Origin of the sequence: Bacillus sp. CGMCC 1.16607 (assembly GCF_042683745.1) — a bacterium.
In the GTDB taxonomy this organism is placed as follows: domain Bacteria; phylum Bacillota; class Bacilli; order Bacillales; family Cytobacillaceae; genus Pseudoneobacillus.
Window position 1 is genome coordinate 113,255 of record NZ_JBHUJX010000012.1, and the last position, 21,054, is coordinate 134,308.

Consider the following 21,054-nt stretch of genomic DNA (forward strand, 5'->3'; position numbering starts at 1 on the left):
TTAGAGGAATAATCTATGATTTATTTGTATTTTTTTTAGAAAAATCTTACTGATTGAAAAAAATGGTCGCTAACTTCTTATCTTTTTTTGTGACTTTTTAATAAAAAAAATCCTTTCGCATAGAATCGGAATTCTATCAGTAACTATTTTTTGTTTTAATCAGCCTCTGTATACAATTCTAAAAATATTGTTACATAATTCATACAATTTTTAGATCTGATTCTTTGTCATACCAAGATATTTACCAGTCATAAGTCATATTTCAATCTATATTTTGGCATATTTTATCTGAATTTTAAATATATTTTTGTACTGGTATTCAACCATATCTTTACTTTCAATTCTTGGGAGTATATGATATAAGAATAATAGAATGAAAGGAGGAAAGTGGTAATTTTGTTTTTTTTTGGTGTCATCTGTCTGAATATTAGAAATAGTAAGTTATAGGGGGTTTTAATTTGAAGACAAAAAGAAATCTATTCATGTCTATCTTTTTTACGTTGATATTAGTTTTAGCAGGATGTACGACAACTGAAAAAACTGACTCAGATAAAAAGGAAGATCCAAAAGAAGAGGTAAAGGATGAAAAGAAAGTCCTTCGTACAAATAATCATTCAGAGCCGGGTGCTCTACATCCAGGTCTGGCCGAAGGAACTCATGATTCATGGGTTATCGACCATGTATTTGAAGGTCTAACAGTTAAAGCGCCAGATGGCACGATCGCAAAAGGGATGGCCGATTCATGGGAAACTAGTGAAGACGGACTGACATGGACATTCCATTTAAAAGATGGAATGAAATGGTCTAACGGTGATCCGGTAACTGCAGGAGATTTTGAATATGCTTGGAAATTTGCCCTTGATCCGAACTCAGCTTCCTCTTACGCGTATCAGTTATATTACTTAGAAGGTGGCCAAGAATTCAACAATGTTGGTGCCGATGTTTTAGAAAAATATAATGAAGAGGTAGCACAAGCAGAGAAAGATGGTAAAGAGCCGCCTGCGAAGCCTGTGATTTCTGAAGACCAGCTTAAACCAGCAAGAGATAAAGTAGGCGTAAAAGCATTAGATGACCAAACATTAGAGATTAAACTAGCGCAAGCCACTCCATACTTCTTAGACTTAACTTCATTTTACACTTACTACCCAATTAACAAAACAGTAGCTGCAAATAACCCAGATTGGTACAAAGAAGCATCAACATTTGTTTCTAACGGACCATTCTTTTTAAAGGAATGGAAACATAAAGAAAGTATCACTTTAGCTAAAAATGAAAGCTATTATGATGCTTCAAAAGTGAACTTAGATGAAGTGTTCTTGTATGTCATCGAAGATAACAATACTGCTTGGCAAATGTATCAAACAGGTGATATTGATTTATTAGATCAACTTCCATCAGAAGTTACTGGAAAGCTGATTGCAGAAAATGCTCCAGATTTCCATAATGCAGCAGAACTTTCTACTTACTACTATAATTTAAATTCCGATAAGAAACCGTTTAATAATCCAAAAGTGCGTAAAGCATTAAGTATGGCAATCGATCGTCAAACAATTGTTGAGCATGTGGCGCAAGGTGGTCAAATGCCAGCATACGGTGTCGTTCCTCCAGGAATGCCAGATGTTTCTGGTGACTTCAGAGAAAATGCTGGTGCATTATTTGAAGAAAACGTTGATGAAGCTAAAAAGCTACTTGAAGAAGGATTAGCTGAAGAAGGATTAAAGGAATTCCCTAAAGTGACTCTATTATATAATACAAACGAGATTCATAAAGTAATTGCTGAGGCTGTACAAGAAATGTGGCGCAAAAATTTAGGCCTAGAAAATCTCGTATTAGAAAACGTTGAATTCCAAGTGAAACTTGATCGTGAAAAAGCTGGCGAGTATATGATCAGCCGTGCTGGTTGGATTGGTGACTATGTTGACCCAATGACTTATTTAGATCTTTGGTTAACAGATGGACCATATAACGATGCAAACTACTCTAATAAAGAATACGATGCTTTAGTTAATAAAGCGAAACAAACGATGGATGTAACAGAACGTATGGATGCTATGCATAAAGCAGAGCAAATTCTAATGGACGAAATGCCGATTATCCCAGTCTATTATTATACTAGACCACATGTTTATAAAGATAATGTCACTGGTGTCTATACTTTAATTAACCGACAACCACAATTTAAATATGCGGATATCAAGTAATATTTAAACCTAATGAGGTCGAGGTGTGCGGGTCTTTTGCATACCCCGGCCCTTTGTTAGAAAGAAGGGGTTAATATGCTCAAATTTATCGTACAGCGTATTCTTTGGGCCTTAGTCACCATATGGGCAATTATAACGATTACGTTCATTATTATGCACAGCATACCAGGGGATCCATTTGCAAGAGAAGGTACGATGCCTGAGGCAGTCTATCAAAATCTTAGATCCTTTTATAATTTAGATGAGCCACTGTACGTTCAATATGGACTTTATCTCAAACAAATCGCCCAATTTGATTTTGGACCATCTCTAAAATCTTCCACACTGACAGTAAATGATTATCTTGTAAAAGGTTTTCCCGTTTCCATGCAGCTTGGGATTCAGGCTCTACTAGTTGCCATCTGCTTTGGCCTTATCTTAGGAGTAATTGCTGCTTTAAACCGAAATAAATGGCCAGATTACTTTGCAATGGTTCTAGCGATTATTGGAATTTCAGTTCCAAGTTTTATTCTAGCCACCTTTTTAATTAACTTCTTAGCTGTAGAATGGAGACTATTCCCGGTTGCTACATGGCAATCCTGGAAGCATACTGTTCTTCCAACACTTAGTTTAGCGATGTTACCGATGGCCTATATTGCTAGATTAATGCGTTCTAGCATGTTAGAGGTATTAAACCAAGATTATCTGATCACTGCTAAGTCAAAAGGATTAAGTAGAGGATTTATTTTAATTAAATATTCATTAAAAAATGCCATCCTACCTGTTGTTACTGTTCTAGGTATTATAACAGCTAATTTAGTTACCGGTAGCTTTATTGTCGAAATGATATTTGGTGTTCCTGGAATCGGTGAGTTATTTGTAAAAGGAATTTTTAACCGAGATTATCCGGTCATATTAGGATCCACTATTTTATACAGTGTCGTCTTAATTATTCTTATACTGATCGTGGACATCGCTTATACATGGATTGATCCAAGAATTAAAGTAACGGGGGAAAGTAAATAATGGAAAAACAACTCAAATTGACAGAAGATCTGTTTACCCCTGTAACGGACAACTTCAAAGATTCGGAAAAAATTGCCAAACCAAGTATTTCTTATTGGAAAGATACATGGAGGCGTTTAAAAGAAAATAAATTAGCCATGTTTGGGCTTATGATTATTATGTTATTAGTAATCATGGCGATCATTGGACCACATATTAGCGGATATACCTATTACGAACAAGACTTTACTAGGAAAAATTTACGGCCAAATGCAGATCATTGGTTTGGGACAGACACTTCCGGTCGGGACCTATTTACCCGTGCTTGGTATGGAGCAAGAATTTCCTTATTTATCGGTTTAATGGCTGCTCTTATTGATTTTGTCGTAGGGATTATTTATGGCGGTGTGTCAGCTATCCGTGGTGGAAAAACAGATAATTTCATGATGAGATTAGCTGAAGTATTATTTTCAATTCCGTATTTATTAATGGTTATTTTAATGATGATTGTGCTCGAAAGAGGTTTATGGCCGATTATTATTGCCATGACAATTACAGGTTGGATTCCGATGGCAAGACTTGTTCGTGGTCAAGTTTTACAACTTAAAGAGCTTGATTACGTTCATGCCGCAAGCGCAATGGGTGCACCAACCGGATGGAAATTAAGAAAACATATGATCCCGAACACGATGGGACCAATACTCGTCAATGTAACATTAACCGTTCCTACTGCCATCTTTGCGGAAGCCACTTTAAGTTTTCTCGGATTAGGAATTCCTGCACCACAGGCTAGTTGGGGAACAATGGCAAGTGATTCTTTAAGTAGTATTTTAGTAGGGAATTTCTATCAATTAGCAATACCAGCATTATTAATCTCAATCACGATGTTCGCTTTTAATGTATTCGGAGATGGATTAAGAGATGCTTTAGATCCAAAATTAAGAAATTAATAGAAAGATGGAGGTGATGATGATGGAGAAACTTTTACAAGTGGAAAACTTACATGTGTCCTTCAATACGTATGCAGGTGAGGTAAAAGCTGTACGAGGGGTTACTTTTACTGTGAATAAAGGGGAAGCCGTAGCGATCGTCGGGGAGTCTGGCTGTGGAAAAAGTGTTACAGCTAAATCGATAATGAAATTGCTTGCAACACCTCCTGCGAAATATAAAGAAGGGAGAATATTATTCCACAATAAGGATTTATTAACCTGTTCTGAAAATGAAATGAGATCTATCCGCGGAAATCAAATCAGTATGATTTTCCAAGATCCAATGTCTTCCCTTAATCCAACAAGTAAAATTGGGGATCAATTAATCGAGGGTTTGGTTAAACATAAACGGTTATCAAGATCGGCAGCCCTTGGACATGCAATTCAACTACTTGAGAAAGTAGGAATTCCCAATGCGAAAAATCGTTTGAAGCATTATCCACATGAATTTTCAGGTGGGATGAGGCAAAGGGTCATGATTGCCATGGCATTAGCTTGCGACCCACAGTTAATTATTGCCGACGAACCAACGACTGCCCTAGATGTAACGATACAGGCCCAAATATTAAGTTTGATGAAAAATCTTCAAAAAGAAACGAATACCTCCATTATTTTAATCACCCATGATTTAGGTGTGGTAGCAGAAGTGTGTGACAAAGTGATTGTTATGTATGCTGGAGAAGTAGTGGAGTCGGGCACAGTAGAAGAAATTTTCAGTAATCCAACACATCCATATACAAAGGGATTGATGAAATCAGTACCTCGACTAGATATGGACCGTGGAAATAGATTGTATTCGATAGTTGGAAGTCCTCCTGATTTGTTAGATCCACCGAAGGGTTGTTCTTTTTATCCAAGGTGTGAATATGCGATGAAGGTTTGCAAGGATTATCAGCCGAGCTTAGAAAATATACGGGGAACACAAGAATCAGCATGCTGGCTGCACCATCCACTTGCTCAAGCTGCTGCAGCAAAGGTGAAAGGAGGGTAATGAATGTCCGTTATACAAGCGAATAAACCATTATTAGAAATTAAAAATTTGAAAAAGTATTATAAAGTTTCGGGTAAAGAATTAAAAGCCGTAAATGATGTTAGTTTAACGATTTACCCAGGTGAAACCATTGGTTTAGTAGGGGAAAGTGGATGTGGAAAGTCGACTGCAGGAAAAACGATTATTCGTATGCATGAGGCGACAGGTGGAGAGGTACTATTTAATGGAGAGAATATTTTCAAATTAAAAGGAAAAGCTCTCAATAAATTAAAAAAAGACATGCAAATTATTTTCCAGGATCCTTACTCCTCCTTAAATCCGAGAATGACAGTTGAGGATCTTATTGGTGAACCCCTTGATTTACATAAGGTGGTAAAAGGGGCCGAAAGAAGAGCTAGAATTATCGAACTGTTAGAATTAGTTGGCTTAAAGGCCGAGCATATTAGTCGATTCCCACATGAATTTAGCGGTGGACAAAGGCAAAGAATCGGTATTGCAAGGGCATTGGCATTAAACCCTAAGTTCATAGTATGTGACGAACCAATTTCAGCACTTGATGTATCTATACAAGCACAAGTTGTAAATTTATTAAAAGACTTGCAAGATAAAATGAACTTAACCTATCTCTTTATTGCCCATGATTTGTCGATGGTTAAATACATTTCTGATCGGATTTTAGTCATGTATTTAGGAAATATGGTTGAGTTAACAGATAGTGACTCGCTTTACCGTGAACCATTACATCCTTACACACAAGCTTTACTCTCAGCCGTTCCAATACCTGACCCGATGATTAAAAGAGAAAGAATTGTATTAGAGGGAGAAGTTCCAAGTCCAATCGATCCGCCAAGCGGCTGTGTATTTCGGACAAGGTGTAAAAGTAAAATGGACATCTGCGAATCGAGTATACCAGAATGGAAAGAAGTAAAAGAAGGACATTTCACAGCCTGTCATCTATATAATTAATTCAGTGCAATAAAACGCTATCCGAAAAGATGGCGTTTTTTGTATATTTTAATAGTTTCGAATTGACCCATTTTTCCAAATTGTCCATAATAGTAATTGGAAAAGCGTAAGCGCCTTGTTCAGCCCCTTGAACTGGACAATTTTCGAAGTTCATTGATATTACAACTGTTAACATATTAAAGGAGAGAAATTTGTGAAGAAGAAATTATGGTATGGGGTTATTGGTTTTATTTTATTATTAGGCTTAGTAGTCGGAATGGTAAATAAGAAGGAATTAAAAGCAGAGGAAACACCGCTATTTACAAAGGAAAATTTAAAGGATACGAACATCGTGGAAAGTTGGAAAACTTTTAAAAAGGAAAATAAAATATCCTCTGCTGCTAAATTAGAAGATTTTAATTTGGTGTTAGATCATACTGGAAATATTGAATCAATAAAATTAAAACTTATCGAAAAAAAAGAAAATAAATTTACTGTTTTAAATCACCAATATTGTGTAAATTGTCCAAAAGCGCAAAATGTTGGGGTAACCATTTGGTTAGAAACGCACGAGGAATGGCCACAGTATGACAATCAGATGAATGCAGATGAGTTTTTTTCCAACTTAGCAACTGTTCATAAAAAGATGCAATTATGGAAAGACAAGAATAATATCTTATTCTTAGTACGCTCCAGGGAGTGGGATGACGAAATTTCTTTACCAGGGCAATATTATTCACTTGAAAATAAAGCATTGAATAAAATGGATGCCCCACATGATCAACTGACCTACAAAGGCTTCAACTTGCAAATACAAGAAAACGAAAGCATCCGTTTTGAATCAGATGAAAATACTATAAATATCATATTAGCTGATATAGAAAGATAAATAAATTTATAAAAATGGGAGCGAGCCATGTTATACGGTTACGCCCATTTTTGTCTAAATATAAGATAGGCTATGGGGATTTATTTTTTAGAATATTCGATTATTTCTCGGGAAAGCGCAGAATTAGACAATTTTGGTGCGTATGTGTCAATCCGTGTAAAAAATTAATAGATGTATGAAAATAGTGTCGGTATACGCTGTGAGATTGGTCGATTATCAGAATTCGGTGAAAAGTTGATCCTTTAATTTTGAAGAAATAAGTGATTTTTTAAGCTTAAGGACACCGGTTCCCTTATTATGTTGAAAGTCAATTATTTCCTAAACATTTTTAGTAATTAACCTACTTTAGTGACCGCGTGTATTAAAAAATCGATGTATATATTAAAATAATTTATCCTTGTCCGTTTAGAATGCTCTAAGTCAATATCTTTCATAATAATCATGAAAAAAGAAGCACAAAAAAGTGCTTCTTTCTAGTATCAATCTCTCATTTAAAATAAGCATCTCTTAATTAGATAAATTCTGCTTACGTTCCTGCTCAGCGATCATATCGTTATCTTCGGCATTATCTCTTGTTACTTTCTGTGTTAAAATGGCCCCAACTGCCACAAGGATCATTACCGCAATATAATAGCCTTTCTCGTTAAGTTCGAGACTATCTTCGTTGTATAGCCCTAGACAAAACATAACAACACCTGCGAATAAAGTAAAATAAGATAAGACGGTGAATGCCGGAGTATTTCTACGTCTATATTTTTGCATTCTAATAACCTCCATTAAATAATTACTTTAAGTATATTCAATATTCAATGTAAATTTCCTTCTTTGTAGTCGAAAAAAATATCACCCCCACATTAAAGTGGGGGCACTACAATATTTATATTTTTACCGGCATTACTTGTTCTTCCGAGTCTCCAATTTGCTTTTTCAAAAAATAGACAAGTGTCACTAAAACAAAAACGATCATAAAAATACTTAATACGAGCATTTCAGTCCGTAAATCTACAAAATTACCACTCGAAATGATATCTTTAAAACCTCTTATACTATAGGTCATTGGTAGCCAAGGGTTTAGGGCTTGTGCCCATTTTGGCAAAAGTTCCAGTGGGAAAGTGCCTGCACTAGAGGTGAGTTGTAAAATCATCACAACTAAAGCAACAAAACGTCCAGGCAAATCTAACCAAGTGACGATACCTTGGATCACAAACATAAAGGTCAAGGCAACAAGTAAAGTGAAAAGATAAAACAATCCGAGATTTTGTACTTTAAATCCTAGAATAAACACGAGAATGGTGCATACGAGTATTGCTTGTGCGACACTCATTAAACCAAATGTAAGGATTTTACTTACAAATAATCGGAAGCCTGTGGCACCTTCAACAGTTGAATTTCGTGCAGAAAAAACGGTTGTAAATACAAGGGAACCAGCAAACAGCGCAATGGAAATGAAGTAAGGGGCGATTCCCTTTGCATACAATTTAATTTTACGATCATCATTTGCTTTAATTTTGACTGGCTGTGCCATTAATTTAATCATCTGATCATCTGCTTTAAAGTTATCAGTTTTCCTAGCTGCATCTTTCAACTTACTTGCCAATTCACCAGATCCATCTGTTAATTTAACAGTGCCTGTATACAAAGATTCCGTTCCTTTTTCAAGTTGTCTCGTACCATTAGCTATTTTCTCCATTCCATCTGAAAAAGAGCCTAAACCATTCTGTAATTGAACAATTCCTATTGTTACTTGATCTGAACCACTTGCTAGTTGGCTACTACTAGGGACTAATTGAGAAAAATGAGAGTTGTATTGTACCAATCCATCATTTAATTGATGGAGTCCAACTTGTAACTGATCAACTCCCTGGAGCAACTCTTGTTGTCCACTATTCACTTTCTGGCTACCTACTATTAGTTTCTGATATCCCTGTTTCAATGACTGACTACCTGTAAGAAGTTGTTTCTGCCCTGAAAGTAATTCCTTCGAGCCTGTTGACACAGCTTGACTAGCACTCAATAATTTTTGTAAATCTGGGTTTGCAGCTAATTCTGGGTTTGCATTCATAAATTGCTGAAGTCCAAGTGCGACTTTGGAACTTCCATTCGCTAAATTTTCACTTGCCGAGACAGACCGAGTGAGACCACTATCAAGCTGATTGATTCCATCACCTGAACTTTGAACACCGGCAGTTAATTGACTGATACCTGCAAAATATGATTGTAATCCTGATTTTAATACATCTGTCCCCTGGATTGCTTTTGTTGAACCTTGTTGGAGCTCCGTTCCGGCTGTCGATAGTTTTTCGACACCATTAGCCAGCTCCTTAGCACCTGAACTTACCTTAGTTGACCCTTCTTGTAATCTAGATGCACCGTCATGAAGTGCAACTACACTACTATTTAATTTGTTTGCTCCATTGGACAGGGTAGTTAAATTGGTATGAACTTTTGCAACGCCATCGCTTACTTGTATTGATCCTGTATTAATCTCAGTTGCGCCTTTACTCGCATTGTCTAACCCAGTAGCTAATGCTTTAAATTGTGTAAAAATACTACGTGTATAGGCTTCTGTCAGATTTTGCGAAAGCTTTGTCCGAATTTCCTTTGTCGCGGATTCACTAATTTGTCCGCCAATAAAGTTATAATAACTGTTGGATTCGTAAATGATTTCTGCTTGCTTTGATGATTGTTCTGATAGGGAAGTCGCAGCAGCAGAGAAATCTTCTGGAATAGTAACGCTAGCATAGTAACGATTTTTTTCCATTCCAGCTTTTTCTTCTTCTTGATCAACAAATCTCCAATCAAAATTCTTCGTCTTTTTTAATTCTTTTATAAAATCTTTACCGATTGTCATAGACTTACCTTGATATATAGCTCCCTGGTCTAAATTGACAACTGCTACAGGTAGATTTTCTAAATTATTGTAGGGATCCCATGAACCTTTAATTAAAAAACCACTATAAAGAATCGGAATAAATGCAATCGCAATAAAGGAAATAATAAGCATAGGCTTTTTTAAAAAGTAGGCAACATCATGATTAAATACTTGAAAAGCTTTCATCATAAACCTCCAATCATCTTTATACAAGTCTTATGATGACCTAAAAACAGGAATAAAATTGGTTCTAAAAAAAGAAATTAAAAAGCAGAACAAAATAATGGAAAAGGAATACGATATATGGTAAAGTATAATTAACAAATCGTTAATTATAAATAATTTTACATAAATGAGGTGCGATAAAATGGGGAAATACAAATCAGAGCAGAAAGCCATTGATCAGTACGATTCTAGTCAGTACCGTACTCCTGACGGCTATACAAGCGATATTGTTATTTTTACCATTATTTCTAAACAAAATGAAATGTATAAACCACCGTCAAAAACATTGAAATTAATGCTTATAAAACGAACTGAAAAAGATGCGGGGGACGAACCTAATATTGAAGGGGGAAAATGGGCTTTACCTGGAGGTTTTATACATCCATCCGAAACAGCTTTTGAAGCTGCAAAGAGAGAACTGGAAGAAGAGACTGGAGTAACAGGGATCCGTGTTAAACATTTCGGTGTGTACGACAAACCTGAGAGGGATCCAAGAGGATGGATTATCTCTAATGCTCATTACGCGATCGTAACGGAAGAATATCTTTCTAAGAGAAAAGCAGCAGATGATGCATCTGAAGTTGAACTCTTTGAATTGTCTGAAGTATTTGGATTAAACTTAGCATTTGATCACCGGCAAATTATCGAAGATGCACTTTGGTTTATACGAAAAGATATGGCATTAACAACCTTAGCGAAGAATTTTTTACCTGGTGAATTCGTTCTTTCTGAATTACAAGGTGTGTTATTAACAGTATTGGATGACCCTTCGATTAAATTAGATGCTGCATTTTTTAGAAAAGCACCAACCTTACCATTTATTGAAAAAGTAACAGATAGTAGCGGTAATCCTAAAAAGTCAAACAAATATTCGAAAACTCCAGCACAATTGTATTGTTTCAACGATTATCAGCCTTTTGTTTCCGTCTACCAAGGGAAATCATAATTAACAATTAAGAGATTATTAATTTTTAATAATAGGAGATGGTAAAAATGACAAAAAGAGCATTGATAAACATTGATTACACCGTTGATTTCGTTGCTGATAAAGGGGCATTAACCTGTGGAAAGCCTGGTCAAGAAATTGAATATGAAATCGTTCAAATTACAGAAGAATTTATTAAAAATGGGGACTTTACTGTATTTGCTATCGATTTTCACTTGGAGGGTGATGAATATCATCCTGAAACCAAACTATTTCCACCTCACAATATTAAAGGCTCAGGTGGCAGAAAATTATACGGCAACCTAGAAGAAGTATACAATCGTAATAAGGATAAGGAAAATGTTTATTATATAGATAAAACAAGATATAGTGCTTTTGCTGGAACTGATTTAGAAATAAAATTGCGTGAAAGAGCGATTAATGAGGTGCATTTAGTTGGTGTTTGCACCGATATTTGTGTCCTGCACACTGCTATTGATGCGTTTAATAAAGGTTTTCAAATTATCATCCATGAGAAAGCAGTCGCCAGCTTTAACCAAAAGGGACATGAATGGGCACTTGGTCATTTTACAGGTTGTTTAAATGCCATCATTAAATAATTCTCCTGAAAAATTGATTGGAGGAAAATACAGTGAAGAAATATTACCCAGATGATAGCTTAGCTTTGCATACAGATGCTTATCAAGTAAATATGGTTGAAACGTATTGGCACGACGATATTCAGGATCGGAAGGCTGTTTTCGAATTATTCTTTAGAAAACTACCTTTTGGGAATGGGTATGGTGTTTTTGCAGGTCTTGAGCGAATCGTCCAATACGTTCAGAACTTTCGTTTTACAGAATCAGATATCGAATATTTACGCGATGAATTTGGTTACGAGGAAGAATTTTTGCAATATTTAAAGGGGATTACCTTTACGGGGAAAATTCGTTCGATGAAAGAAGGCGAATTGGTGTTTGGAAATGAAACGATCTTACAGGTTGAGTCAACTCTAGCTGAAGCACAATTACTAGAAACCGCTCTTTTAAACATCGTGAATTATCAGACGCTCGTTGCAACGAAAGCTTCACGAATCAAGCAAATTATCGGTTCAGACCAAGCAATGGAATTTGGGACACGTAGGGCACATGAAATGGATGCAGCTATCTGGGGAACTCGAGCAGCTTTTATTGCCGGATTTAATTCAACAAGTAATTTAAGAGCGGGTAAATTATTTGGAATTCCTGCTTCTGGGACCCATGCACATTCCATGATTCAAGCTTACATGGATGATTACACCGGGATGACAAAGTACGCACAAAGTTGTGCGAATCGAAAGAATAAAGTATTCATTCCTCTCGTTGATACTTATGACACATTACGTTCTGGCGTACCAGCAGCGATCCGTGTGGCTAAAGAATTCGAGGGGAAAGTGCAATTTGATGGTATTCGACTTGATAGTGGAGATATGGCTTATCTTTCTAAGGAAGCACGGAAAATGCTTGATGATGCAGGTTTTAAAGATGCTAAAATTGTCGCTTCCAATGATTTAGATGAATACACCATCATGCACCTAAAAGCACAAGGGGCAAGAATTGATATATGGGGAGTCGGTACAAAATTAATAACAGCCTTCGAGCAACCAGCATTAGGGGCAGTCTATAAAATTGTTTCAATTGAAAATGAAAATGGTGAGATGGTTGATACGATAAAAATATCAGCCAATCCAGAAAAAGTGACCACACCAGGAATGAAAAAACTTTATCGAATCATTAATAAAATAAGCCAACGATCAGAGGGCGATTATATTGCCCTTGATAAAGAAACTCCTAATGAAGAGGATCATTTAAAAATGTTTCATCCTGTCCATACGTCAATTAGTAAATTTGTTTCGAATTTTGAAGCAAAAGATCTTCATGAGGATATTTTTGTAAATGGAGAATTGGTTTATGCATTGCCTGACCTAATAGAAATTCAAAAATATTCATTAGAAAATTTAAATGTTCTTTGGGATGAATATAAGCGCTCCATGAACCCTGAAGAATATCCAGTGGATTTAAGCCAAGAATGCTGGGACAATAAAATGTCTGTCATCCAAAAAGTAAAAGAGAAAGTGGCTGCTAATAAGAAATAATGTGGGGGGTGTCAAAAAAATGGGGAAAATTGGAATATACGGATCTTCATTTGATCCAATTACAAATGTACACTTGTGGACAGCATCTACTGTTGCCCACCGAAAGCGACTGGATAAAGTTATTTTTCTACCATCATCTAAAAAGAGAAGAGACAAAACACCTAATATAACCGATGAGCACCGTTTGGAGATGATTCGATTAGCGATAATGGATAATCCGAAATTTGAATTAGATCCATATGAACTCACTGTTTTACCAGGTATGCACTATACCTACTATACAATGGAGTACTTTAAGACGAAATTTCCCCATGATGAAATTTATTTCATCATGGGTGCAGATCTATTAGTAGATATATCCGCAGGGCAATGGAGAATGTCTGATGAATTAATCAATAGAAACCAATTCATCATAATGGCTCGAAATGGAATCGATATGCTCGGGACAATTGCCAAATCACCTTTGCTAAGAAATCATGATGACGGTAGATTTCATTTACTGGATAAAGGGTTAGCAATGGATATTAGTTCATCCTATATAAGAGAAGAGTTTTCACGAGGCGGCGAACCGAGATATCTATTGCCGGAATCATGTTATCAATATATTGTAGACAATGGATTATATAAAGAAAGGCATGATTGAAATATGAGTAGTTTTCAAACAAAGGTTATTGCCGAGCTAAAGACAAAGCCTACTATCGATCCAAAAGAAGAGATTCGAATAAGTGTAAATATGATGAAGGATTACTTAAAAAAATATCCGTTTTTGGAATCGATGGTATTAGGGATTTCTGGTGGTCAAGATTCGACCTTAACTGGTAAGCTGGCACAAATCGCAGTGAATGAGCTGAATGGGGAATTAGGTACAGAAAAGTATAAATTTATAGCCGTTAGATTGCCATATGGCATTCAAGGTGATGAAGATGATTGTCAAGATGCAATTCGTTTTATTTCACCTGATGAGGTAGTTGTTGTAAATATTAAAGACTCAGTAGATGCAAGTGTTGCAGCTGTTGAAAAAGGAATGGGAAAAAAATTAACTGACTTTTTAAAAGGAAATGTGAAAGCAAGGCATCGGATGGAAACTCAATATAGTATTGCGGGTGCTTATAAGGGTATCGTTTTAGGTACTGATCATGCAGCTGAAGCCATCACTGGTTTCTATACGAAGTTTGGAGATGGCGCTGCTGATATGGTTCCTATCTTTAGGCTAAATAAAAGGCAGGGGAAGCAACTATTAAAAGAACTCGGTTGTCCAGAGCACTTATATTTGAAAGTTCCAACAGCCGATTTAGAAGATGATCGACCGCAACTGCCGGATGAAGTAGCATTAGGCGTAACATATGATGAAATCGACGACTATTTAGAAGGTAAAGAAGTAAATGAAAATAGTAAAACAAAAATAGAAACATGGTTCAAAAAATCAGAGCACAAAAGACAAGCACCGATTTCGGTTTTTGATAATTGGTGGAAATAAGAAAAGCGGAAGCGCCCGTTTAGCGCACGACAGGACTGGTCCGTTCCTTAATCTAGCTGCGGCTCCTAGCCCCTCGAGGTCATAAGCCACTCCTGACAAGAAGGTAAAAGGCAACCTTCTTGTCAGGACCGTCTTATGCTTGTCGGGGCTGGTCAGTCGCCACGCTTTTTGATGCATGAGATAAAGGAAACACGAAAAGCGATAGCGCGATTCGATGTTGACTTATCGTAAGGAGGAGAGGGACAGTACACTAGTCGCTGGAGCTAGACAAATTTCAAAGTCTAAATAGATTATGCTTTATAATTTTATAAAATATACAAACGTTGTTCTCTTCGGGACAGCGTTATTTCATTAAGTTAACATCGCCAAAATTACCTGAAGAAAATTGTGATATAAAACTACTATTCTATTGATATCAAACTGCTAGCAAATTGCTATAAACATGATAATACCTAATTATATCATGTTACATTAGATGCTTTCCTTTATTTCAGCTATTTCTAAACATTGTTGGCGAATTTTTTCTAAATGAGCCTTTCCCCAATTACTCATGAAGGTCAAATATGGTGTTAACTCATGACCATATTCGGTTAAGGCATATTCTACCCTTAATACTTTTTCGTCATATTCTGTTCGAATAATAATTCCATCATTTTCAAGCTCCCTTAATACTTGTGAAAGCATTTTTTTCGTGATTTCTGGAATCAATTTTTTCAATTCGCCGTATCGATAATTATTATGGCTTAAATGCCATAAAATCCGCGATTTCCATTTTCCTCCGACGACATCGATTGTGACCTCGACAGGACAATAATATTTTTTCTTCATTGAATGTCACTCCACTCTTCAATATATGCCATTATTTTACTATCAATAAATCAAACTGGATACAAAAAAGTGCCTACTTGTTCGGAAAAGTTCCTGTTGGTTAAGATGAGTTAGGAAAGGGGAATTAAAAATATGAATCTAATAAATAAGTTTAATCGTTCAGTTAGGTTGATCTTACTTTGGAACATCCTATTTTGTTTCGGATTAAGCGTATATACAGTTTTATATAATTTATATTTAATGGAATTTATAAATTTAAAAACGATAGGTACAATTACTGGAACAAGCTATATTTCATTTGCCATATTTTCTGTTGTTGGTGGTATCCTATCTGATCGCTTTGGACCACGGAAGGTTTTACAAATAGGGTTACTTATATTAATTATTGGTTTTATTGGTGGTTTAACAACAAAATCGATCTTTTTCCTATGTGCTTGGGCAGTGTTGATTGGTGTTGGCCAGGCATTTACAAATACCATGTTTGTTCCACTGTTAACTGAGTACTCAAAGGAAGAAGAACGTGTGAAGTTATTTAGTGTCGCTTTTGGAACTGGAAACCTGTTCATGTTTTTTGGAACACTTAGTTCTGGTGTGGTGGCTGAAAAGCTTTCTGGATTATATTCCATCTCAACAATAACTAGTTTACAAATGGTTATTTTCGCTGCTGCTACGATCATTTTTATTAGTGGTATTCCACTTTTATTAGTAAAAAATAGTGCAATTCTAAAACAAAAAAGTACAAAAGGTCAATCTTTTTCTTGGAAAGAAAATAAAAATGTATTTTCATATACAGGAGTAAAATTATTAGAAGGAATAGGCACTGGATTCACGATTCCTTTCATTAATTTGTTTTTAGCATCAAGATTTAATCTGAATTCATTAGAAATAAGTTTGTTTATGTCTGCTGCTGTCTTTATGACTGTAATTATGATTTTTGTTAATCCATATATCACAAGGAAATTTGGTGAAATGAAGATACTCTTTTCTTTACAAGCAATTCTTATCCCATGTTTAATTATTCTTGGATTTTCCACCAATATTTGGATATGCGGAGTTTGTTTCCTTTGTTTCCGTGCTTTGTTATTTGCAAGAATGCCGATTCAGTCAAAAATATTAATGCAGAAAACACCCGAATCGATACGCGGTTTAACGAACAGTGCTGGGTTTATGGCTTCAACAGCGGGAATCGGTATCGCGGGACCGATTAGCATGGCAATTGTATCAAAATTGGGAAGCTTTTTTGGGTATGGGTGGCTATTTACTGTTTCAAGTATATGTTTTGGTTTATCTGTCTATCTATTTTATTATGTTTTTGAAAGACAACATGAAGCTACATCTGTTGCTATAAGGAAAATCGCAAACTAGTCTAAGAAGAGTACATGGTCAATACACCATGTACTTTTTAAATACTAAATAAAGCATAACATTTTCGGACTTAGAAAATTGTCTAGCGCGAAAGTCGTTCTTTAACTTTTTGGGTTTCGAACATTTGATCTCGAGGAGCAAGACGCTTCTGAGTTTCGAAGCATTTGCTTGTCGGGGCTGATCAAGGCGCCAAGCGCTTTTCTTATTTTATAGGTCTCTAGACGGAGAAATAGTTAGAAAATTTCCGACTTGAAATGGAGAAGAATTCAGCACCAAGCTAGGGGTAGGTGTTACCTCTGCGGATTATAATGGAAAAAAAGAACAGGAGGAATTATTATTTTCAAAATTATTTAAATAGTATAAATTAAAATATATAGTCTGTTATAAAAGACTACTGAAGGAGAATACGATGAGAGAATATTCATTTCGGACATTTTTAACGATTTGGCTTGGCCAATTAGGATCTGTTGTAGGTTCTGGTTTAACCTCATTTGGACTTGGGGTTTGGATTTTAAAAGAAACGGGATCAGTTACCCAATTTTCATTAATTATTATGTGTGCCAGTGTTCCAGCGATCATAGCTGCTCCTTTTGCTGGGGTCATAGTTGATAAATGGAAACGGAAATGGGTTATGATCATTAGCGACACCGTAGCAGGTTTAAGTACACTTACGATTTTTCTATTAATCTATTTTAATGCTTTTGAGGTCTGGCATTTATACATAGCAGCGTCTGTTACTTCACTCTTTAGTTCGTTTCAAATGCCAGCCTATCAAGCAACCATTCCACTTCTTGTACGTAAGGAGCAGCTAGGTCGTGCAAATGGTATGCTGCAAATGGCTGATGCTCTTTCGGTCGTATTCGCACCTGTAGTGGCAGGATTTTTAATCATTTCTATTGGAATAAAAGGTATCCTTTTGATTGATTTCATCACATTTTTACTAGCTCTTTCCACGTTATTATTTGTGAAATTCCCTGAACTAAGTAATGAAGAAAAGGATTCAAAGAAAATTTCCTTTTTTCAAGATGCTTTATTTGGGTGGAAATACATTTGGGAACGACCAGGTTTAAGAGGTTTCCTGACTTACTTTGCAATTGCAAACCTTTTGTTAGGCTATTTCAATGTCCTTTTCTCGCCATTATTATTATCATTCACAAATGAGAAGATCCTCGGAGTTGCACTTTCTATAACCGGTGTTGGTATGCTACTTGGTGGAATCATGATGAGCACTTGGGGTGGACTAAAGAAAAGAGTATTATCCGTTCTAGGCTCTGGAGCATTAGGAGGAATCTTCCTCATGATGGCAGGCTTTAAAGAATCTGTTATTCTTGTTACAGCATCCGTTTTCCTACTATTTCTCCTATTGCCAGTAGGAAACGCAGCAAGCCAAGCAATCTGGCAAAGTAAAGTTCCATTAAACATCCAAGGTCGAGTTTTCGCCTTACGTAGAATGATCGCCATTTCACTATCACCGATTGCGTATATTAGTGCAGGACCTATTGTTGAAAAAGTCCTTGACCCAGCTGTACAAAATAGCACCCTCACACCGATGTTTACTCGCTTGATAGGCTCTGGTGACGGCCGTGGAATTGGATTATTATTCATTTTAATTGGACTTTCTTGGACCATCTCATCTGTGCTGATCTATCTCAACCCTCGCGTAAGAGGGCTAGAAAATGAACTACCAGATGCCATTAGCAATGACGAGAAAAGTGAAGGAAAAGAAGTGCTGGCATCGTCACATTAACAGCCTGAAAACAACTTGTATAACTTAGGGAGCATATTCTATTATGCTCTCTTAATTCAGTTTCTTCATTATTATATAATTTTACAAGGTTGTATTAGTTTAGTAGCAAATTTATGGAAAAGGCTATGGATAAATGGCAATGTTGAAATTGGACATGTTATCAAATAAAATTGGTTATACTGTTCAAATTGGATATGATACAATACATATTTTCTAAAGGAGACAAATAAATGAAAAAAATTATTCCGCATTTTTCTATCGACAACTGTAAAGACGCTTTAGCGTATTATCAGGGTTTGTTTGGTGGAAAAATAAAAAATTTGCAAACAGGAGCAGGCATCGAAATGTTTGAAGGGTAAGAAGACAAAATTATTCATGCCGAATTACATATAAACGATGATTGTGTATTATATTTTTACGAATTTTCTGATCCACAGTACAAAATAGGAAAGAATTTTAGTCTAGTTCTTGATATGGAAAGTGAAGAGGAAATCAATCGTATTTACGACGAGCTTGCTAAAGACGGAAATGTAAAAATGCCAATGCAAGATACATTCTGGGGAGCCAAACACGGCGTGATTGTAGATAAAAATGGCATTCAATGGGATCTGAATTTTACAAAAGAATAACTTCAAAAAAAGGTTGCTTTCATAAAGTTAGTTGCTTTTTAGCAAACTTTAACTTTAACATTCTGAGTTGATTGTAGCGGAAGTCACGTGCGATGTAAAAAAGTAAAATAATTTAAAACAAGCATCCGAGTGAAATGATATTCGATGCTTTTTTAAATGTTGTTTTGTGTGTTTGTGCATGTCAAGGGTTGGTCCACTTTCATATTTTAATAAGAAGATAAAAATATAAGAAGGTGAAAGGATGGCAAAATCCCTATACGGTTTTAAAAAGGATGAGAATGGAGTTCTATGGATTTGGAACTATGTAACAAACGCAAAAATTAAAATAGGCTATAAAATTGATACATTATTACATTATGAAAAGTCAGCTTATCAGGAAATTAGTATTGTCGAGTCTAGAGGCTATGGAAGAATACTTGCATTAGATGGAACACCTCAAATATCAACACAAGAAGGCTTTATATACAATGAAATGATTAGCCATATTCCCATCATTACCCATCCAAATCCAAAAAAAGTAGCAATGATTGGCGGTGGGGATTGTGGAAATGCGCGTGAAACGATGAAGTACGAGGGAATTGAGCAAATTGATGTTATCGAAATAGACGAGCGTGTCACAGATATTTGTAGAAAATGGCTAACCCCTGCTTCATATTATGAAAATGATTCTAGATTCCACTTGATTCATCAGGACGGACATGAATGGATTCAAGAGAATAAAGGCAAGTATGATGTACTTATGATTGATCGCCCCGACCCAGTAGGCCCGGGAAAAAAATTATTTAATCCTGATTTTTATCAATATGTTTATGATAGTTTAACAGATGACGGAGTAGTTGTCTTTCAATCAGGTTCTCCGTATTATAATGTTTCCACACTAAAAGGAACAGTCAAAAACTTAAATGGCTTATTTCCCATTGTCCGAACTTATTTAGTTACGATTCCTTTATTTCCATGTGGTGTTTGGAGCTTTACCCTCGCTTCAAAAAAATGGGACCCACTACAGGCAGACCTCAGCAAGTTGCTACAAGATACACAATATATTACACCAGAAGTTTTTTTAGCTGCTTTTGCTTTACCCAAATACGTAAAAAGGATAATTAATGAGGAGTAGAGTAACTAGTTTAGTAAGATGGCTCAACAAATTCTTTCTGAAAATCAGTAATGATTTGACTGTAGATTTCACTAATCTCTTTACAATACTTTTTTCGTAATGTACGCGATATTTCAATTTGAAAGGAATGAAAATTTTGCTGATACCCTAGATAGGAGTGTCCATCTCCCCATCTATGTAATTCGATCGATGGGTTCCCTACAAATTTATTATCCAAAATGATCTTTATCTGAGGGAATTTTTCTTTGCAAATTTTATTTAAATGTAAAAGAAGCCATTCTTTTATATCAGGAGAGCAGGATTTCCCCTTAAGTGTGCCGATTTCAATGGCATATGGACCATAATGTTCGTCTTTCATTCCATGGAAGGATAAATGCAGATATGGCTTGATAATTGTATTATTTTGATTAAGAATTCCTAACGAAGTAACGATATCATTTATAGCGTTTCGATATTCCTTTATACCTTCATCATTCTCCCCATTAGGCAAACGATTCAAATCCACGATATTCCTTGATACGGTACCAATAATACCCGCACATCCTGTTTTTTCTATTATTCTTTCAACTATTGAATCCGTAAAAAGATCGGCCGCTGGAGGCATTGCATGCAAGGCGTCCACGTGGCAACAGATGAATCCTTTGCCTTTATTATATTTCAAGTATTTGTGCTGAATATATCTTAATGGCATTTATCATACACCCCTAATTGTATTGAACTGAATCCTCCAATATTAAAT

General features: G+C 35.8%; 20 protein-coding genes. 16 read left to right on the forward strand and 4 right to left on the reverse strand.

What is annotated here, in order from left to right; translation table 11 throughout:
• Positions 1-458: 458 nt before the first annotated feature.
• From ACFSO7_RS07760 to ACFSO7_RS07785, 6 genes are all read left to right on the forward strand, one after another.
• Positions 459-2,201 (forward strand): peptide ABC transporter substrate-binding protein, encoded by a 1,743-nt coding sequence (locus ACFSO7_RS07760; RefSeq protein ID WP_377876735.1) that lies wholly within the window; start codon positions 459-461, stop codon positions 2,199-2,201.
• Between the two features lie 75 nt (positions 2,202-2,276).
• Positions 2,277-3,206, forward strand: a complete 930-nt coding sequence (locus tag ACFSO7_RS07765) for an ABC transporter permease (RefSeq protein WP_377876736.1) — start codon at positions 2,277-2,279, stop codon at positions 3,204-3,206.
• Positions 3,206-4,135 carry an ABC transporter permease gene (locus ACFSO7_RS07770; protein WP_377876737.1) on the forward strand — a complete coding sequence of 310 codons (930 nt, stop codon included), beginning with the start codon at positions 3,206-3,208 and terminating at the stop codon, positions 4,133-4,135. The genes ACFSO7_RS07765 and ACFSO7_RS07770 overlap by 1 nt, the downstream gene beginning before the upstream one ends.
• A gap of 22 nt (positions 4,136-4,157) precedes the next feature.
• Positions 4,158-5,165 (forward strand): ABC transporter ATP-binding protein, encoded by a 1,008-nt coding sequence (locus tag ACFSO7_RS07775; RefSeq protein ID WP_377876738.1) that lies wholly within the window; start codon positions 4,158-4,160, stop codon positions 5,163-5,165.
• A gap of 3 nt (positions 5,166-5,168) precedes the next feature.
• Positions 5,169-6,131: an ABC transporter ATP-binding protein gene (locus tag ACFSO7_RS07780; RefSeq protein ID WP_377876739.1), complete on the forward strand. Its 963-nt coding sequence runs from the start codon at positions 5,169-5,171 to the stop codon at positions 6,129-6,131.
• A 193-nt stretch (positions 6,132-6,324) separates the two neighbouring features.
• Positions 6,325-6,999 (forward strand): hypothetical protein, encoded by a 675-nt coding sequence (locus tag ACFSO7_RS07785; protein ID WP_377876740.1) that lies wholly within the window; start codon positions 6,325-6,327, stop codon positions 6,997-6,999.
• 507 nt (positions 7,000-7,506) lie between these two features.
• Here the strand turns inward: ACFSO7_RS07785 and ACFSO7_RS07790 are convergent.
• Together ACFSO7_RS07790 and ACFSO7_RS07795 are read right to left on the reverse strand one after the other, a co-directional pair.
• Complete coding sequence (locus ACFSO7_RS07790; RefSeq protein ID WP_377876741.1) at positions 7,507-7,761, reverse strand: YiaA/YiaB family inner membrane protein; 255 nt, start codon at positions 7,759-7,761, stop codon at positions 7,507-7,509.
• Positions 7,762-7,876: 115 nt separating this feature from the next.
• Positions 7,877-10,057: a YhgE/Pip family protein gene (locus ACFSO7_RS07795; RefSeq protein ID WP_377876742.1), complete on the reverse strand. Its 2,181-nt coding sequence runs from the start codon at positions 10,055-10,057 to the stop codon at positions 7,877-7,879.
• Between the two features lie 181 nt (positions 10,058-10,238).
• Between ACFSO7_RS07795 and ACFSO7_RS07800 the strand changes: the two genes are divergently transcribed.
• The 5 genes from ACFSO7_RS07800 to nadE are packed head-to-tail and all read left to right on the forward strand — an operon-like array spanning position 10,239 to position 14,632.
• A complete protein-coding gene (locus ACFSO7_RS07800; RefSeq protein ID WP_377876743.1) occupies positions 10,239-11,042 on the forward strand; it encodes an NUDIX domain-containing protein in 804 nt (267 codons plus the stop codon).
• Positions 11,043-11,089: 47 nt separating this feature from the next.
• Complete coding sequence (locus tag ACFSO7_RS07805; protein ID WP_377876744.1) at positions 11,090-11,641, forward strand: cysteine hydrolase family protein; 552 nt, start codon at positions 11,090-11,092, stop codon at positions 11,639-11,641.
• 32 nt (positions 11,642-11,673) lie between these two features.
• Positions 11,674-13,155 (forward strand): nicotinate phosphoribosyltransferase, encoded by a 1,482-nt coding sequence (locus ACFSO7_RS07810; RefSeq protein ID WP_377876745.1) that lies wholly within the window; start codon positions 11,674-11,676, stop codon positions 13,153-13,155.
• Between the two features lie 19 nt (positions 13,156-13,174).
• Positions 13,175-13,798, forward strand: coding sequence for a nicotinate (nicotinamide) nucleotide adenylyltransferase (gene nadD, locus ACFSO7_RS07815; RefSeq protein WP_377876746.1), 624 nt, complete (start codon positions 13,175-13,177; stop codon positions 13,796-13,798).
• Between the two features lie 3 nt (positions 13,799-13,801).
• A complete protein-coding gene (gene nadE, locus ACFSO7_RS07820) occupies positions 13,802-14,632 on the forward strand; it encodes an ammonia-dependent NAD(+) synthetase (protein WP_377876747.1) in 831 nt (276 codons plus the stop codon).
• 471 nt (positions 14,633-15,103) lie between these two features.
• Here the strand turns inward: nadE and ACFSO7_RS07825 are convergent, their stop codons facing one another.
• Positions 15,104-15,460, reverse strand: coding sequence for a winged helix-turn-helix transcriptional regulator (locus tag ACFSO7_RS07825; protein WP_377876748.1), 357 nt, complete (start codon positions 15,458-15,460; stop codon positions 15,104-15,106).
• A 132-nt stretch (positions 15,461-15,592) separates the two neighbouring features.
• Between ACFSO7_RS07825 and ACFSO7_RS07830 the strand changes: the two genes are divergently transcribed.
• The 5 genes from ACFSO7_RS07830 (at position 15,593) to speE (ending at position 20,315) form a co-directional block, all read left to right on the forward strand.
• Positions 15,593-16,825 (forward strand): MFS transporter, encoded by a 1,233-nt coding sequence (locus ACFSO7_RS07830; RefSeq protein ID WP_377876749.1) that lies wholly within the window; start codon positions 15,593-15,595, stop codon positions 16,823-16,825.
• Between the two features lie 409 nt (positions 16,826-17,234).
• Positions 17,235-18,572, forward strand: a complete 1,338-nt coding sequence (locus ACFSO7_RS07835) for an MFS transporter (RefSeq protein WP_377876750.1) — start codon at positions 17,235-17,237, stop codon at positions 18,570-18,572.
• A gap of 230 nt (positions 18,573-18,802) precedes the next feature.
• Positions 18,803-18,931: a hypothetical protein gene (locus tag ACFSO7_RS07840; protein ID WP_377876751.1), complete on the forward strand. Its 129-nt coding sequence runs from the start codon at positions 18,803-18,805 to the stop codon at positions 18,929-18,931.
• A 12-nt stretch (positions 18,932-18,943) separates the two neighbouring features.
• On the forward strand, positions 18,944-19,201 hold the full coding sequence (locus tag ACFSO7_RS07845; protein ID WP_377876965.1) for a VOC family protein: 258 nt from the start codon (positions 18,944-18,946) through the stop codon (positions 19,199-19,201).
• Between the two features lie 241 nt (positions 19,202-19,442).
• Positions 19,443-20,315, forward strand: a complete 873-nt coding sequence (speE, locus tag ACFSO7_RS07850; protein ID WP_377876752.1) for a polyamine aminopropyltransferase — start codon at positions 19,443-19,445, stop codon at positions 20,313-20,315.
• Positions 20,316-20,325: 10 nt separating this feature from the next.
• Here the strand turns inward: speE and ACFSO7_RS07855 are convergent, their stop codons facing one another.
• A complete protein-coding gene (locus tag ACFSO7_RS07855; protein WP_377876753.1) occupies positions 20,326-21,006 on the reverse strand; it encodes a hypothetical protein in 681 nt (226 codons plus the stop codon).
• Positions 21,007-21,054 lie beyond the last annotated feature (48 nt).